Below are 13,831 nucleotides of genomic sequence, written 5' to 3'. Positions count from 1 at the left end.
TGCGCGTCCGTGTTATCAGCGTGGCCAGTCGAACTCGGCCATCACCGGATAATGGTCCGACGGCAGAATGCCGCCGGGACGATCGTCCAGGGTCGCAAAGCGGGAAGGACGCAATCCGCGATACAGGATCCAGTCGATGCGCCGGGTCGGGTGCGTGGTGAAATCCTGGAAGGTATTTTCCGGCCCGCTGCGCTTGCTGGCCTGTGCACGCGCATCGCGAAGCACTGCGGTCAGCGTGGGGTAGGTGATCTTGTCCGGATCGCTGTTGAAGTCGCCGGTCAGCACCACCGGGATAGTGGCAGGCAATTGCGCGATGCGCGACAGGATCAGGCGCGCGCTGCGCTCGCGGGCGGGCTCGTCCTCATCGCGATACGGAAAGTGCGTGTTGAACAGGTAAAAGCGGCGTTTGTCGCTGCGGCGCTCGAACAGCGCCCACGTGGCCATGCGTGGCAGTACATTGCCCCAGGTGATGCTGCCGGCGCGTTCGGGCGTGTCGGACAGCCAGAAGTTGCCCGACTCCACCACCTCCAGGACGCGCGCGTCCTAGAACACGCCCATGTGCTCGTCGCTGTCATCGCCGCGCCGGCCCTGGCCGAACCAGCGGTAGTCGGGCAACTGTTCGGCCAGAAAGGCCGCCTGTTCGCTCACCAGTTCCTGGGTGCCGAACACATCGGGATGCGTCTGTTTGATCAAGGCGACCATGGCAGCGCGACGCACCTGCCAGCGTTTGTCGCCATCGGTATCGGCCGGCACGCGCACGTTGAACGACATGACCCGCAGTGGCGCAGCCGGCGTGCCAGCCAGCGCGGGTAAGGCGATGCACAACAGTGCACCGATTGCCAGAAGGCAGCGCAGCACCTGCGCGATGGAGCGTGGCATGCAGGGAAATTCCTTGAAGAAGCAAGAGCGCCGAGTCTAGCCAGAGATGATGACCGCTGCGTCACGGCGACGATCGCCGATGCAGAGGAAATCGGCCGCTTGACGCCGTCGTGCATCGGCGTAGCATTTCACCAAGCCGGCGGACAGACCGCCAGCTCACCACTCAACCGTGAGGGATTCTCATGGCAACACCGTACGACTATCTCGTGTTTATCGGGCGTTTCGAGCCCTTTCATAACGGCCACGCCGCCGTCGCCCGCCACGCGCTGGGCAAGGCGAAAAAGCTCATCGTGCTGATCGGCTCGGCCGACACGCCCCGCACCATTCGCAACCCTTGGACCGTCGCCGAACGTGCGGTGATGATCGAATCTGCGCTGCCGGGCGAGAACGCGCGCTTGCTCGTGCGCCCGCTACGCGACCATCTGTACAACGAAAGCCTGTGGATCGCCGAAGTGCAGCGGCAGGTTGCCGAAGCGGTGCAAGCCGATGGCGGCACGCTGGATGCGAAGATCGGCCTGATCGGCATGGACAAGGATGCCAGCAGCTACTACCTGCGTGAGTTTCCGCAGTGGCCGCTGGAGGACGTGCAACACACCGCAACGCTGTCGGCCACCGAATTGCGCCGCTATCTGTTCGAAGCCGGCGACATCGGTTTCCACGGCGGGCTGTTGATGTTGCGTGGCAATGTGCCGGCGCCCGTCTACGACATGCTGGAGGCCTTCCGGCGCAACTCGCCCAGCTACGCGCAACTGGTGGCCGAATACCGTTTCATCGAGCAATACCGCGCCGCGTGGAAAGACGCGCCATATCCGCCGACATTCGTGACCACCGATGCGGTGGTGGTGCATTCGGGCCATGTGCTGCTGGTGCGGCGTCGCGCCGAACCGGGGAAGGGATTGTGGGCGTTGCCCGGCGGTTTCGTCGGCCAGGAGGAAGGGCTGCTGGATTGCTGCCTGCGCGAGTTGCGCGAGGAAACCCGGCTCAAGTTGCCGGTGCCGGTGCTCAAGGGCTCGTTGCGTGGCAAGCAGGTCTTCGATCATCCCGAGCGCAGTCAGCGCGGACGCACCATTACCCATGCATTCCATTTCGAGTTTCCGGCCGGGGAGTTGCCTGCGGTGCGCGGCGGCGACGATGCCGACAAGGCACGCTGGATTCCGATCGCCGAAGTGATGGCGATGGGCCCGCGCCTGTACGAAGACCACCTGCACATTCTTGAATTCTTCCTGGGCCGTGGCTGACGCGCAGACGACGACGTGCTGCCGCAATACCACCAGGGCGCACATGCCGTGACCGCTTGAACCGTGACCTCCCGCCGGCGGACAGACCGCCGGTTCACTCGACGCGAAGGAGCTTCCGTCATGCATTACCTCGATAACCTGCTGCTCAACACCGATAGCTACAAGGCCAGCCACTGGCTGCAATATCCGCCCGGTACCGATGCCTCGTTTTTCTATGTCGAATCGCGCGGTGGGCTCTACGAGCAGACCGTGTTTTTCGGTCTGCAGTCGCTCCTGAAGGACGCGATCAACCGGCCGGTGACGCACGCCGACATCGACGATGCGAGAGACTTGCTGGCTGCGCATGGCGAGCCGTTCAACGAAGCCGGCTGGCGCGATATCGTGGACCGGCTTGGCGGGCAGTTACCGATCCGCATCCGCGCGGTGCCCGAGGGCGCCGTGGTGCCAACGCACAACGTGCTGATGACCATCGAGTCCACCGACGCCAAGGCGTTCTGGGTGCCGTCGTATCTGGAAACCTTGTTGCTGCGCGTGTGGTACCCGGTGACGGTGGCCACGGTGAGCTGGCAGGTGAAGCAGATCGTGCGCGACTACCTGGAGCGCACCAGCGACGATCCGGAAGGGCAGCTGCCTTTCAAACTGCACGATTTTGGCGCGCGTGGCGTGTCCAGTCTTGGCTCGGCCGCGTTGGGCGGTGCCGCGCATCTGGTGAACTTTCTCGGCACCGACACCTTGTCGGCATTGCTGCTGGCGCGTGCGCATTACCACACGCCGGTGGCCGGGTATTCGATTCCCGCTGCCGAGCACAGCACCATCACCAGCTGGGGGCGCGAGCGTGAGGTGGATGCGTATCGCAACATGATGAGGCAGTTCGCGCGCCCCGGTTCGATCGTGGCGGTGGTGTCGGACAGCTACGACATCTACCGTGCCATTTCCGAACATTGGGGTACCACCTTGCGCGAGGAAGTGATCGCCTCCGGCGCGACGGTGGTGATTCGTCCGGATTCGGGCGACCCGGTGGACGTGGTCGAGCAGTGCCTGCGGTTGCTGGACGAAGCGTTCGGCCATCAGCTCAATGGCAAGGGCTACAAGGTGCTCAACCATGTGCGGGTGATCCAGGGTGATGGCATCAACCCGACCTCGCTGCGCGCGATCCTGGAACGCATCACCGCCGCCGGCTATGCCGCCGACAATGTCGCCTTCGGGATGGGCGGTGCGTTGCTGCAGAAGGTGGACCGCGACACGCAGAAGTTTGCGTTGAAGTGCTCGGCGGTGCGCGTGGACGGACAGTGGGTCGATGTCTACAAGGACCCGATCACCGACCAGGGCAAGCAGAGCAAGCGCGGTCGCCTGACCTTGCTGCGCGATCGCCACGATGGCAGCTACCGCAGCGCGTTGCTCGATGAGGTCGACACCTACGCGGACAGCGAAGACGCGCTGGTCACGGTGTGGGAAAACGGCGTGTCGCAACAGGAGTGGACGCTGGAGCAGGTGCGCGCGCGTGCCAATGCCGCACGTCGCTGACGCGCGGCGCGCAGGGCTCGCCATGCACGCTTCCATCGACGACATCTCCTTGTTGCCTGCTTCGGCGCTGTTGGCGCGTCTGCGCGCCGCAGCACCCCACCTGCAGCGGCGCGTGCCGCTGCAGGACGAGGCCAGTCGCTGGCATACGCTGCGCATCGGCGCGCGCACGTATCGCGCGGCGCTGCCGATCACCTTTCCCCCGTATGCCTCGGTGCGGCCGTGTTCGGCGCGCTGCGGGTTCTGTTCGGAAAATCTGCGGCAGCACCGCGGCGGTCGTGCGGCAGCGACGTTGCGACCTGGGCCTGCCTATTTCCGGCAATTGAGCGCTGTCTTGCAGCTGCTGCGCGATGTGCCGCTGTCGTATTCGTTGTCGGGTCTGGAAATGACCGACGATGCGGCGTGGTTGCAAGCCTTGCTGCAGACGCTGGCAACCACGTCGAACGGCCCGCGCATCGAGCAGCGCGTGCTGTACAGCAATGGCGCCGGGCTGGCGCGTACGGACGGTGCGCAGCTGATCGATGCGCTGGTTGGCTTCGGGCTGTCGTGGGTCGAGCTGTCGCGTCACCATCGGTTGCAGGAGCGCAACGACGCGATCATGCGTTTCCGCCCGGATGAGCCCATCGCCGATGTGGCGACCTTCGTGCAGACGGCACGGCGGCTGGCAGCGCGGCTGCCGCTGCGATTGGTCTGCATCGTGCAGCGCGGTGGCGTGGACAATGCCGACGCCATTGCGCAGTACATCGCGTGGGCGCGCAGCTGTGGCGCCAGCCAGGTGATCTTTCGAGAATTGTCGCGGTTGGACGATGCCTATCGCAGCAACGGCACGTTGCGCTATATCGGCGAGCACCGTGTTGGTGTGGACACCTTGCTGGCCGAGTGCATGCAGCAGCCCTGGTGGTCGCGCTGGCAACCCGATGGCCTGACCGAAGGCTATTACTTCTGGAATGTGCGGCTGCGCGATCAGACGGGCCTGCAGGTGGTCTTCGAAAGCGCCGACTACGCCGCGATGCATGCGCGTCACGCGACCGGCGATCTGTACAAGCTGGTGTTCTTCGCCAACGGCCGTCTCTGTGCGGGCTGGGACCCGGATGCCGATGTGTTGTGGGAACCCACCGATGGATGAGTTCGATCAGCGCAGCTGGTGGACGCCGGCCCCGGACGATGCCGCCTGGGCGCTGCCAGACGATCTGCGCGCGTCCGACCCGCTTGGCGGGCGCGATTGTGGCTGGGTCAATCAGATGCGCCCGTTTGTGCGCCATTTCAGCCGGCCGGGCGAGCAGGTGTTCGACCCGTTCTGTGGCTTTGGCAGCAGCTTGCTGGCGGCCGCGCTGGAAGGCCGCAACGCGCATGGCATGGAAATCGATCCGGCACGCGCGCAGTTGGCACGTGCGCGTCTGCAGCGGTATGCGGTGGAGGCGCCGGTGGTGGTCGGCAGCCTGGCCGTCACCGCGCCGGCGGGGCCGATCGACCTGTGTCTGACCAACGTGCCGTATTTCGGCTGCCACTGGCGTGGCGACGTGCTGCCTGGGCAGCTTTACGCGAGCAGCGATTACGCCAGCTATCTGACCGGCATGCGTGCGGTCTTCCATGCGCTGCGCAAGCAGATGCGGCCCGACGGCGTGGGCGTGGCGATGGTGCAGAACGTGGTGGTCGGCGGCCGCGTGATCGCGCAGGCCTGGGATCTGGGCCGCATCCTGGCCAGCCTGTTCACCCTGCGCGAGGAGCGGGTGCTGTGCTATCGGCGTCCGGCCGCCGCGCTGGCGCATGCCGACGCACAGAGCAATCGCAGCCACGAATACGCGCTGATCTTTCAGCATTGTCGTGCCCGGCTGGATCTGCAGCAGGCCGCGCAATTGTTGCAGGCGGTGCAGGCACAGGGCCTGCCAGTGGTGGAGCATGGCAGCTACGCGCGCTGGCTGGCGTCGCCGACCCTGGTGCCCGACGGCCCGGCCGATCTGGACCTGATGCTGCGTGGCGAACAAGCGCTGTGGGACCGCCTTACCCTCTGGCTGCAGCAACAGGGCTTCGCGTTGAGCCTGTGGGGCGAACCGTGCCGTGCGCCGGTGGCACTGGCGGTGGTGCGTGCGCACCATTACCTGCGCGCCGAGCGCATCGGTGCCGATGGCCGCCGCCTGCAGATAGACCTGCAATTGCCAGTGGATGAACCGCCGTTGCCCTGACCCGGCAACGCGACGCCGCGCGCACATGGGTTGCCGCTATGCTCTGTGCCGGTTTTGGATGCCGGAATCTCCCTATGTCTTGTTCTTCCCTGATCGCGCGCGGCGCACTGCTTGGCGCGCTGGCAACCCTGGCTGGCTGCGGCGGCAGCAAGGGCGACACGATGCTGATGCGCGAGTCGTTCAATTCCGACGACACCTATTCGCGCAGCGTGGCGGCCAGTTCACCGCAAGCCTGCGAGGCGGCGCGGCGTGTGCTGTTGAGCCAGGGCTACGCCGTCACGCGCGCAGATGCCGCCGCGGTGGAAGGCAGCAAGAACTTCCAGCTCAAGGAAGCCGACCAGAGCGAACAACTCAATCTGCGCATTTCCTGCGCCAGCCAGGACGGCGGCAAGGCGCAGGTATTCGTCAGTGCGTTGCAGGACCGTTACGCACTGAAGAAGAGCTCCACCTCGGCCAGCGTGGGCGTAGGCGTGCTGGGCTCGTTGTCGTTGCCGGTCGGCAGCAGCGGCGATTCGCTGGTGCGCGTATCCAGTACCACGGTGCAGGATGCGGCGTTCTACAAGCGCTTTTTCGAACGCCTGAATTCGTATCTCCCCAAGGTCACCGAAGCAGTACCTGCTGCGGTGAGTGCAGCGCCTGCGCCCGCACCTGCACATGCGGCCACACCAGCGCCGACAGCCGCAGTTTCCGCAACGCCTGCAGCGAACGCGTCGACGCCCGCATCGCCTGCGCCCGCTGCAGCCGCTCCCACAGCGGTCGCGCAGCCGCCGGTTGCGCCATTGCCGGTCGAAGCGCAAGACCCCCCACCGACACCGGCGAAGGTGCCGCAAACCGAGCCCGCCACGCAGCCGTGATGGCGTGTTCACGCTTCGCTACAAAGCCTGAATAGCCAGGCGTGCGCTTCACGTTGTGTTCTCGAGCCAGCGGCCAGAGTGCGCCCATGTCTCGCCGAGCGGGCGAGAAACGTGGAGAACAACGATGAAGATGCGCACTTCCCTGCTGGGTATGTCCCTGATCGGCCTGATGGCGACGAGCACCTTCGCACAGGCTCAAAATTATTCGCATCAGCAGCGTTATACCGAAGCGGACGAAGGTCGCAGGTTCAATGACGGCACCCGCGTGCGCTGCCGCAATGTCGAAGTGCAAAAGAACTCGACCGACCCGAACCGCATCGGCGGGACGCTGGCCGGCGCTGCAATCGGTGGCCTGCTGGGCAACCAGGTTGGCGGCGGTAACGGCAAGAAGCTGGCGACCGTGGCAGGCGCCGTGGCGGGCGGTGCGGCAGGACGTACCATCCAGGGCAATCGTCAGCAGGCCAACGGCAATCGCCAAGTCGAGCGCGTCTGCGAACGTCGCTGAGTCCGGTGCAGTGGTTGGTCTGAATTGAATCCTGTGAGCCCCGGCCATGCCGGGGCTTTCTACGTTTGAGAGCGGCGTCGTGCGGACGATTCATTGCCTATGCCATCAATGAGTGTTGTGCGCGCGCAGCACAGTGCGTCATCGCGCTCACCAGCGGCGCCGATGCGGCCGCGGCATGCGCGCCTGCGCCGACTTGCTGCGCTGGCATGTGCAAGTGGCTTGTTGGCGGGGCAGCTTCTGCAGGTCGCCGACGCTGCGCCGAGCCAGACCGCCCACGCCGCCAGCGCAGATTGCGTGGAAGCGCTGCTGCGACGGCTGGGATGGACCATCCATCGCGCCGCGGTGAGCGCGCCGTTGGTCCAGCGCGGCGCACCTTGCACGCGCGGCACGCTTGCGCAGGCGCAGTCCGCCGGCGACCTACAGCTGACGCTTCCGGCCGATTGGGACGCGCAACAGCGCGGCGCAGCGCTCACCGCCGTGCTGGACGACGCAGCCACGCACTGCGCCTATGCGTTCGAACTCGGTGCGGCCACCCTCCGCGCGGTAACGCACTTGCAGAACAACCCGCGCTACCGCTTCTCGGCGCTGCAGCTGGGCTGGGTCGGATTCGGCTGGCGTGGCGCAGCCGCGCAGGGCTGGAGCGGTTTTCGCAGTTTCGGTCGCGGGTATCAGCCGCGCGGCAGCAATGCGCAGGCGTTGGATGCGTTCTACCGTGGCCAGGTGCGTTCCGAGTGCGGCGTAGGCCGACAGGTGGCTCAGCTCGCTACCCAGCGCGAGCTATTCGGCGATGGCGGGTTCGATGAGGTATTTACGCCTGGCGAAGTGTCGATCGGCACGTTCCTGACCTTGCATAACACCGACAGCATCCTGCTCGGTGCGCATGCCGGCGAATTCTTCGCCGACGGCAAGGCGGTGAAAACCTCACAGCTCGGGCGGCAGGCGTTCGTCGGCGCACCAGGCTTCATCGCACATGTGTTCGATAAGTCCTACCTGGACGACATCCACAATCAGGCCGAAAACTTCGTGGTGGTGGATGTCAGCGATGCAGCCGCGCAGGCGCTGGCGCAGCATGGTGGCTTTGCGTACTACGACGCGCGCAACCGGCAGATCTGGGAGTTGGCCAAACAGTTGCGCGGGCCTGGCAAGCGCCGCTTCGAGCGCCTGCTTTACGAGCGCGATGCAGCGTTGCGCGCCACGCTCGACCCAGACCAGCAGGCACAGCTGCAGCAGCTGCAGACGCTGCTGGATGACCCGTTCTACCAAGGCTTTCTGGTCTATGTGCATCCCAAAGGCACCAAGCCGATCGGCTACCACGTGGCACGCCTGCTCGACCGTAATCCGCGCACGCCGTACGCCATCGATCTGACGTTGCACAATTTGCGCACCACCTTGTACTGGCGGTGGATCGACTGGCAGCTGCAGCAGTGCAGCGCCGCCACCGTCGCGGAACAATCCATTGAGAATTCCGCCACGCCGGCGTACGCCGAGCGTGGCACCCTGCACTGATCAGATCATGAGGAGCGATTATGGAACTGGGTATGGTGGGACTGGGCCGCATGGGCGCCAACATGGCCGAGCGCTTGGTCAATGGTGGGCATCGCGTGCATGGCTACGATCCGGGCGCGAACGCGCGCACCAGCGCGCAAGCCAAGGGCATCGTCACGGCCGATGCGCTGGCAGCGCTGGTGTCCGCACTGCCGAGCCCGCGCGTGGTGTGGTTGATGGTGCCGGCCGGCAAGATCGTCGATGACACGCTGGCGCAGCTGCTGCCCTTGCTGCAGGTCGGCGACATCGTCATCGATGGCGGCAATTCGTACTACAAGGATTCGCAGCGGCGTGCGGCATTGCTGCAGGCCAGCGGCATCGCGTTTGTCGACTGCGGCACCAGCGGTGGCATCTGGGGTCTGCAGGAAGGCTATAGCTTGATGGTGGGAGGCGACGAAGCGGCGGTGACTGCGTTGCATCCGATCCTGGCAACGCTCGCGCCGGCGCCGGACAAGGGCTGGGGACGGGTTGGCCCGAGCGGTGCCGGCCACTTCACCAAGATGGTCCACAACGGCATCGAATACGGAATGATGCAGGCCTATGCGGAAGGCTTCGCGCTGATGCAGCACAAGGCCGATTTTGCGCTGGATCTGCACCAGGTTGCCGAAATCTGGCGCGATGGCAGCGTGGTGCGTTCGTGGTTGCTGGATCTGACGGCCGATGCGTTGACGCATAACCCGACCATGGCCGGCATCGCGCCGTTCGTGGCCGATTCTGGCGAAGGCCGCTGGACGGTTGCCGAAGCGATCGATCTGGAAGTCTCGGCACCGGTCATCACGTTGTCGCTGATGGAGCGGCTGCGCTCGCGCGACAAGGATTCGTTTACCGACAAACTGCTCGCGGCGATGCGCAACCAGTTCGGCGGCCACGCGGTGATGACCACGACCTCGGCAGCGCCGACGATCGGTAGCAAGGACGCGTAAGGGCTGGGATGCGATGACGGTGCGCGCCGTCATCGCGGCGCGCACTGTTGGAAGTACAGAGCCGGTCGCGATCAGCCGCGTGAGGCATCCAGCCACTGCACTCGGCCGTCCGCAGCGCTGCGTTGCGCGAGGTCCACCAGCTGCATCAGCTGCACTGCATCGGTGCTGCTGACCGGCGCCGGGCCGGTGCCTGCCAGTGCGTCGCGAAAGGCGGCGTAGCACTGCCGATAGTCGCCCGGCAGGTTGTCGGGCTGATGGGTGTGGACGCGGCCTTCGTCGTCGACGCGGGTGAGCGTGCCTGGTACGGGGTCCACGCCCCAACCGACCGTGCCGGGGCGACGGCCGGCGCGCAGCTGGTCTTCCTGCGTATCCAGGCCATGCTTGAGGTAACTGCCGCGCGTGCCGTGCACGGCAAAGCGCAGGCTCCCATCGGCCACCAGCGACCCGGCGTGCAGAATCACGCGCAGCCGGGGGTAGTGCAGGGTGACATGGAAATAATCGACGCTGCGTGCATGGTCGCGCTGACGTTGCAGATCCGCGCCAATGCCCTGCGGCATACCGAACAACTGCATCGCCTGATCGAGCAGATGCGGGCCCAGGTCGTACCACAGTCCGGCACCGGGGCTATCGCTCTCGCGCCAACGGTCACGTACCTGCGGGCGATAGCGGTCGAAGTGCGAATGAAATTCCACCACCTCGCCCAGCTGGCCTTCTTCGATCAGCCGGCGCACGGTGAGAAAGTCCGCATCCCAGCGGCGATTCTGGAACACGCTGACGATGCGTCCCGCGGCGTTGGCGGCATCGACCATCTGTTGTGCCTGCGTCGCATCCAGCGCAAACGGCTTGTCCACCAGCACATGCTTGCCGGCGGCCAGGGCCTTCAGCGCGAAGGGCGCATGGGTGTGGTTCGGGGTAGCCAGCACTACGGCATCCAGTGCGGGATCGGCCAGCGCACTGTCGAGGTCGGCCACCACGGTGAGGCCGGGGAAATCGGCCTGTGGCTGTTGCGGCTTGGAAGACACCACGCTGTGCAGCTGCAGGCCGGGGGTGCTTGCGATCAGCGGTGCATGAAAGGTGCGGCCGACATAGCCATAGCCGACAACGGCCAGATTGAACAGTTTAGGCATTGAAAACGGTTCATCGCAACGACGGAGGGAGCCGGCATGGTATTGCACCTGCGCGTGTGCGCAGGGTTCACAACCTCTGCATGCAACGGTCACGTCTGCTCGACGAGCGCCACCGCAAGCTGCGCCCACATTCAACAGGAGGTGCTTGGTATGAAGAACATGACGCATGCACGCAAGTTGCTGGCGCTGTCGCTGTCGCTCGGTCTGACCCTCGGCGCGTCGCAGGCATTCGCGGCACCGCAGGAACATGCCGACCACAAGGATCATGCTGCCGGCATGAACGAGTCCAAGAAGCCGGTCACCGACACCTGGATCACCACCAAGGTCAAGGCCGACCTGCTGGCCACCGACAACGTCTCCGGTACCGACGTGAAGGTCGAGACCAAGAACGGCATCGTGACCCTGACCGGTGCGGTCGCCACCCAGGCCGAGCACGACAAGGCCGTTGCCGTTGCCAAGGGCATCGAGGGCGTCAAGAGCGTCAAGTCGACCGGCCTGAAGGTCACCGCTGCGAAGAAGTAAGCGCAGCTGCTGCGAATGCCGGGCCGCTGAGGCGAGGCGGCGACCCGAGCACCAGGCGCACTCCACGGAGTGCGCCTTTTTCGTTTTTTGAAGAACCGTCCGGCGTGCCGATGGCCGGCAACGCGCTCGCGCCGTTTTCACGCGTGCTACACGTATGCTATGCCCATTCAGCTATGTCACAGACTGACATGATTTCTCTGAATCATTAATCTGGCAAGCTGCGTGATCGGAGACAATGCCGGTCAGTCCTTGGCCCCTGCAGCGAGCGAATTCGGTCCAGCAATGCAAACAACGGTCCAGGCAGACAAAAGGGATCGCTGGCGCCTGCCTCTATTGGCGGTTGCCGTGTTCCTGATTGTGGTGGTTCCCTCGTTGTTGCTGCAGCAGATGGCCCGCAACGCCAACCAGGCCGCGACCTGGGTCTCGCATAGCCAGCAGGTGCTGGAAAACGCGCAACGGTTGGAAGCGGCAATGCGCAATGCCGAATCGGCAGCGCTGATGCGCTCGCATGGGGTCGAGCGCCCGGCACTGCTGGAACGGATGCGGCGCGGGCGTAGCGAGGCCCAGGCCGCGGTGCAGCGGCTGATTTTTCTGACCAAGGACAACCCCGCCCAGCAAGTACGCATGGGGCGCATCCAGAGCACCATCGAACGGCGTCTGCTATTGGCCGAGCGCATTGCGGTGACCACCGCGCCGGAGCAAATCCGCGCGCTGATCAACGACATGACCCTGAACAACCCGATCCGTGTGCTGATCGATGACCTGCAAAGCGCCGAAGGCCGTCTGCTGGCGCTGCGCAATGCGCGCGCCGAAACCGAGCGCATGCATTACGCGGTGTTGAGCTGGGCAGCGCTGGCGGTGCAGTTGCTGTTGCTGGGCACGGTGACCTGGCTGCTGCAGCGGCAGATCCGCCGCCGGTTGGCGGCCGAGCAGGAATACCTGCGCGCCAATGGCCGCGCCAGCTCGGTGCTGCAAACCGTGCGCGAGCCGATCGTGCTGCTGGATGCCAGCCAGCGCATCGTGTTGCATAACCCTGCCTTCGCCGACCTGTATGGCCTGGAAGAGCGCGGCAACGAGTTGATGGCGCTGGAGGATGTGGGCGGGGGCGTCTGGCGCGATGCGCAGATCCACCAGCGTCTGGCGGACGTGTTGTTGCGTGGACGCGAGTTGTGGGATTACGAACACGAGCAGCGCGCCGCCGACGGCGTGCTGCGCACCATGTTGATCAATGCACGCCGCATGCCGCTGCCCGACACCACCGACGAAGACGTGGTGCTGATGACGGTGAGCGACATCAGCCTGCAGAAGGCCGCGCAGTTGCGTATCCATGAGCTCAACCGGCAGATGGAAGGCAAGGTGGAGCAGGTCTCGGAAGTCAACCGCGAGCTGGAAGCCTTCAGCTATTCGGTCTCGCACGATCTGCGCGCACCGTTGCGGCATGTGGCCGGATTCTCCGACAAGCTGGCGCGTCATCTGGGCGATACGGCCGACGAGAAGTCGCGCCATTACATGGAAGTGATCAGCAGTTCGGCGCGGCGCATGGCCTCGCTGATCGACGATCTGCTGGTGTATTCGCGCCTGGGCCGCGGTGCGCTGCGCCTGCAGGCGGTGGACATGCAATCGCTGGTGGCCGAAACGCGTGCGATTCTGGATTCCAACGTGCAGAGCGAGAACACCGGCCACCGGGTGGAATGGCATATCGCACCACTGCCGGTGCTGGTTGCCGACGAAAACATGATGCGCCAGCTGTGGATGAACCTGCTTGGCAATGCGGTCAAGTACAGCGCCAAGCGCGAGGTGGCCAAAATCGAGGTCAGCTACACGCCGATGTCCGATGGCGGCCACCAGTTCAGCGTGCGCGACAACGGTGCCGGTTTCGATATGGAATACAGCGGAAAATTGTTCGGTGTGTTCCAACGTTTGCACAAGGCCAGCGAATACGCTGGGACCGGCATCGGCCTGGCCAGCGTGCGGCGCGTGTTGACCCGTCACGGCGGCCGGGTGTGGGCCGAAGGCGTCGTCGACGAGGGCGCCACGTTTTATTTCGTGTTACCTCCTGCGCTTGAAGCGCCCAACCAAGAGTTCACTGCATGACCGCCATCCGTACCATTCTTCTGGCAGAAGACAGCCCGGCCGATGCGGAGATGGCGGTCGACGCCTTGCGCGAAGCCCGCCTTGCCAACCCCATCGTGCACGTCGAAGACGGCGTGGAAGCCATGGACTACCTGCTGCGCCGTGGCATGTTCGCCGACCGCGAGGAGGGCCTGCCGGCCGTGCTGCTGCTGGACATCAAGATGCCGCGCCTGGACGGGCTGGAAGTGCTCAAGCAGGTGCGCAGCGACGAGACGCTCAAGCGCCTGCCGGTGGTGATCCTGTCGTCCTCGCGCGAAGAAAGCGATCTGGCCCGTAGCTGGGACCTGGGCGTGAATGCCTATGTGGTCAAGCCGGTGGATGCGGATCAGTTCTTCAATGCGGTCAAGACGCTCGGCACGTTCTGGGCGGTCATCAACCAGGCACCGGAGCTGGACTGAATC

At 65.0% G+C, this 13,831-nt stretch carries 12 protein-coding genes and 1 pseudogene; 11 read left to right on the top strand and 2 right to left on the bottom strand.

From position 1 onward, the window contains the following. Positions 1 to 15: 15 nt before the first annotated feature. A pseudogene (locus J7360_RS03535) lies at positions 16 to 879 on the bottom strand (endonuclease/exonuclease/phosphatase family protein). 182 nt (positions 880 to 1,061) lie between these two features. On the opposite strand from J7360_RS03535, the gene J7360_RS03530 reads away from it, so the two are divergent. The 8 genes from J7360_RS03530 to gnd all read left to right on the top strand — a co-directional run bounded on the left by J7360_RS03530 (position 1,062) and on the right by gnd (position 9,648). Beyond that, a complete protein-coding gene (locus J7360_RS03530) occupies positions 1,062 to 2,117 on the top strand; it encodes a bifunctional nicotinamide-nucleotide adenylyltransferase/Nudix hydroxylase (RefSeq protein WP_007968536.1) in 1,056 nt (351 codons plus the stop codon). A 120-nt stretch (positions 2,118 to 2,237) separates the two neighbouring features. Then, positions 2,238 to 3,641: a nicotinate phosphoribosyltransferase gene (locus tag J7360_RS03525; RefSeq protein WP_057662714.1), complete on the top strand. Its 1,404-nt coding sequence runs from the start codon at positions 2,238 to 2,240 to the stop codon at positions 3,639 to 3,641. 22 nt (positions 3,642 to 3,663) lie between these two features. Beyond that, a complete protein-coding gene (locus J7360_RS03520; RefSeq protein WP_057662717.1) occupies positions 3,664 to 4,764 on the top strand; it encodes a hypothetical protein in 1,101 nt (366 codons plus the stop codon). Then, positions 4,757 to 5,821 carry a DNA methyltransferase gene (locus tag J7360_RS03515; protein ID WP_209033266.1) on the top strand — a complete coding sequence of 355 codons (1,065 nt, stop codon included), beginning with the start codon at positions 4,757 to 4,759 and terminating at the stop codon, positions 5,819 to 5,821. The genes J7360_RS03520 and J7360_RS03515 overlap by 8 nt, the downstream gene beginning before the upstream one ends. 74 nt (positions 5,822 to 5,895) lie before the next feature. Then, positions 5,896 to 6,675: a DUF2242 domain-containing protein gene (locus J7360_RS03510; RefSeq protein ID WP_057662725.1), complete on the top strand. Its 780-nt coding sequence runs from the start codon at positions 5,896 to 5,898 to the stop codon at positions 6,673 to 6,675. A 124-nt stretch (positions 6,676 to 6,799) separates the two neighbouring features. Continuing rightward, the gene (locus tag J7360_RS03505; protein WP_005911143.1) at positions 6,800 to 7,180 is read left to right on the top strand and encodes a glycine zipper 2TM domain-containing protein; all 381 of its coding nucleotides are present in this window, start codon (positions 6,800 to 6,802) and stop codon (positions 7,178 to 7,180) included. A gap of 162 nt (positions 7,181 to 7,342) precedes the next feature. Then, complete coding sequence (locus J7360_RS03500; RefSeq protein ID WP_057662728.1) at positions 7,343 to 8,686, top strand: hypothetical protein; 1,344 nt, start codon at positions 7,343 to 7,345, stop codon at positions 8,684 to 8,686. A 20-nt stretch (positions 8,687 to 8,706) separates the two neighbouring features. Beyond that, the gene (gene gnd / locus J7360_RS03495) at positions 8,707 to 9,648 is read left to right on the top strand and encodes a phosphogluconate dehydrogenase (NAD(+)-dependent, decarboxylating) (protein ID WP_057662731.1); all 942 of its coding nucleotides are present in this window, start codon (positions 8,707 to 8,709) and stop codon (positions 9,646 to 9,648) included. Positions 9,649 to 9,719: 71 nt separating this feature from the next. Here the strand turns inward: gnd and J7360_RS03490 are convergent, their stop codons facing one another. Further along, positions 9,720 to 10,775 (bottom strand): oxidoreductase, encoded by a 1,056-nt coding sequence (locus J7360_RS03490; RefSeq protein WP_057662552.1) that lies wholly within the window; start codon positions 10,773 to 10,775, stop codon positions 9,720 to 9,722. A 150-nt stretch (positions 10,776 to 10,925) separates the two neighbouring features. Here J7360_RS03490 and J7360_RS03485 point away from each other — a divergent pair, with 150 nt between their 5' ends. From J7360_RS03485 to J7360_RS03475, 3 genes are all read left to right on the top strand, one after another. After that, positions 10,926 to 11,297, top strand: a complete 372-nt coding sequence (locus J7360_RS03485; protein WP_008572114.1) for a BON domain-containing protein — start codon at positions 10,926 to 10,928, stop codon at positions 11,295 to 11,297. A 282-nt stretch (positions 11,298 to 11,579) separates the two neighbouring features. Beyond that, a complete protein-coding gene (locus tag J7360_RS03480; RefSeq protein ID WP_209033264.1) occupies positions 11,580 to 13,391 on the top strand; it encodes an ATP-binding protein in 1,812 nt (603 codons plus the stop codon). Continuing rightward, entirely contained in the window at positions 13,388 to 13,828 is a 441-nt protein-coding gene (locus J7360_RS03475; RefSeq protein WP_057662547.1) for a response regulator, read from the top strand. Before J7360_RS03480 ends, J7360_RS03475 begins: the two co-directional genes overlap by 4 nt. Positions 13,829 to 13,831: the final 3 nt, after the last annotated feature.

The sequence above is a fragment of the Xanthomonas sp. D-99 genome (assembly GCF_017746145.1).
Taxonomy (GTDB): Bacteria; Pseudomonadota; Gammaproteobacteria; order Xanthomonadales; family Xanthomonadaceae; genus Xanthomonas; species Xanthomonas cissicola.
This window is presented reverse-complemented; position numbering and strand designations above follow the sequence as displayed.

Coding starts and splice junctions, on each gene's coding strand:
- J7360_RS03530 (WP_007968536.1), top strand. CDS start 1,062: ATGGCAACACCGTACGACTATCTCGTGTTTATCGGGCGTTTCGAGCCC.
- J7360_RS03525 (WP_057662714.1), top strand. CDS start 2,238: ATGCATTACCTCGATAACCTGCTGCTCAACACCGATAGCTACAAGGCC.
- J7360_RS03520 (WP_057662717.1), top strand. CDS start 3,664: ATGCACGCTTCCATCGACGACATCTCCTTGTTGCCTGCTTCGGCGCTG.
- J7360_RS03515 (WP_209033266.1), top strand. CDS start 4,757: ATGGATGAGTTCGATCAGCGCAGCTGGTGGACGCCGGCCCCGGACGAT.
- J7360_RS03510 (WP_057662725.1), top strand. CDS start 5,896: ATGTCTTGTTCTTCCCTGATCGCGCGCGGCGCACTGCTTGGCGCGCTG.
- J7360_RS03505 (WP_005911143.1), top strand. CDS start 6,800: ATGAAGATGCGCACTTCCCTGCTGGGTATGTCCCTGATCGGCCTGATG.
- J7360_RS03500 (WP_057662728.1), top strand. CDS start 7,343: ATGCGGCCGCGGCATGCGCGCCTGCGCCGACTTGCTGCGCTGGCATGT.
- gnd (WP_057662731.1), top strand. CDS start 8,707: ATGGAACTGGGTATGGTGGGACTGGGCCGCATGGGCGCCAACATGGCC.
- J7360_RS03490 (WP_057662552.1), bottom strand. CDS start 10,775: ATGCCTAAACTGTTCAATCTGGCCGTTGTCGGCTATGGCTATGTCGGC.
- J7360_RS03485 (WP_008572114.1), top strand. CDS start 10,926: ATGAAGAACATGACGCATGCACGCAAGTTGCTGGCGCTGTCGCTGTCG.
- J7360_RS03480 (WP_209033264.1), top strand. CDS start 11,580: ATGCAAACAACGGTCCAGGCAGACAAAAGGGATCGCTGGCGCCTGCCT.
- J7360_RS03475 (WP_057662547.1), top strand. CDS start 13,388: ATGACCGCCATCCGTACCATTCTTCTGGCAGAAGACAGCCCGGCCGAT.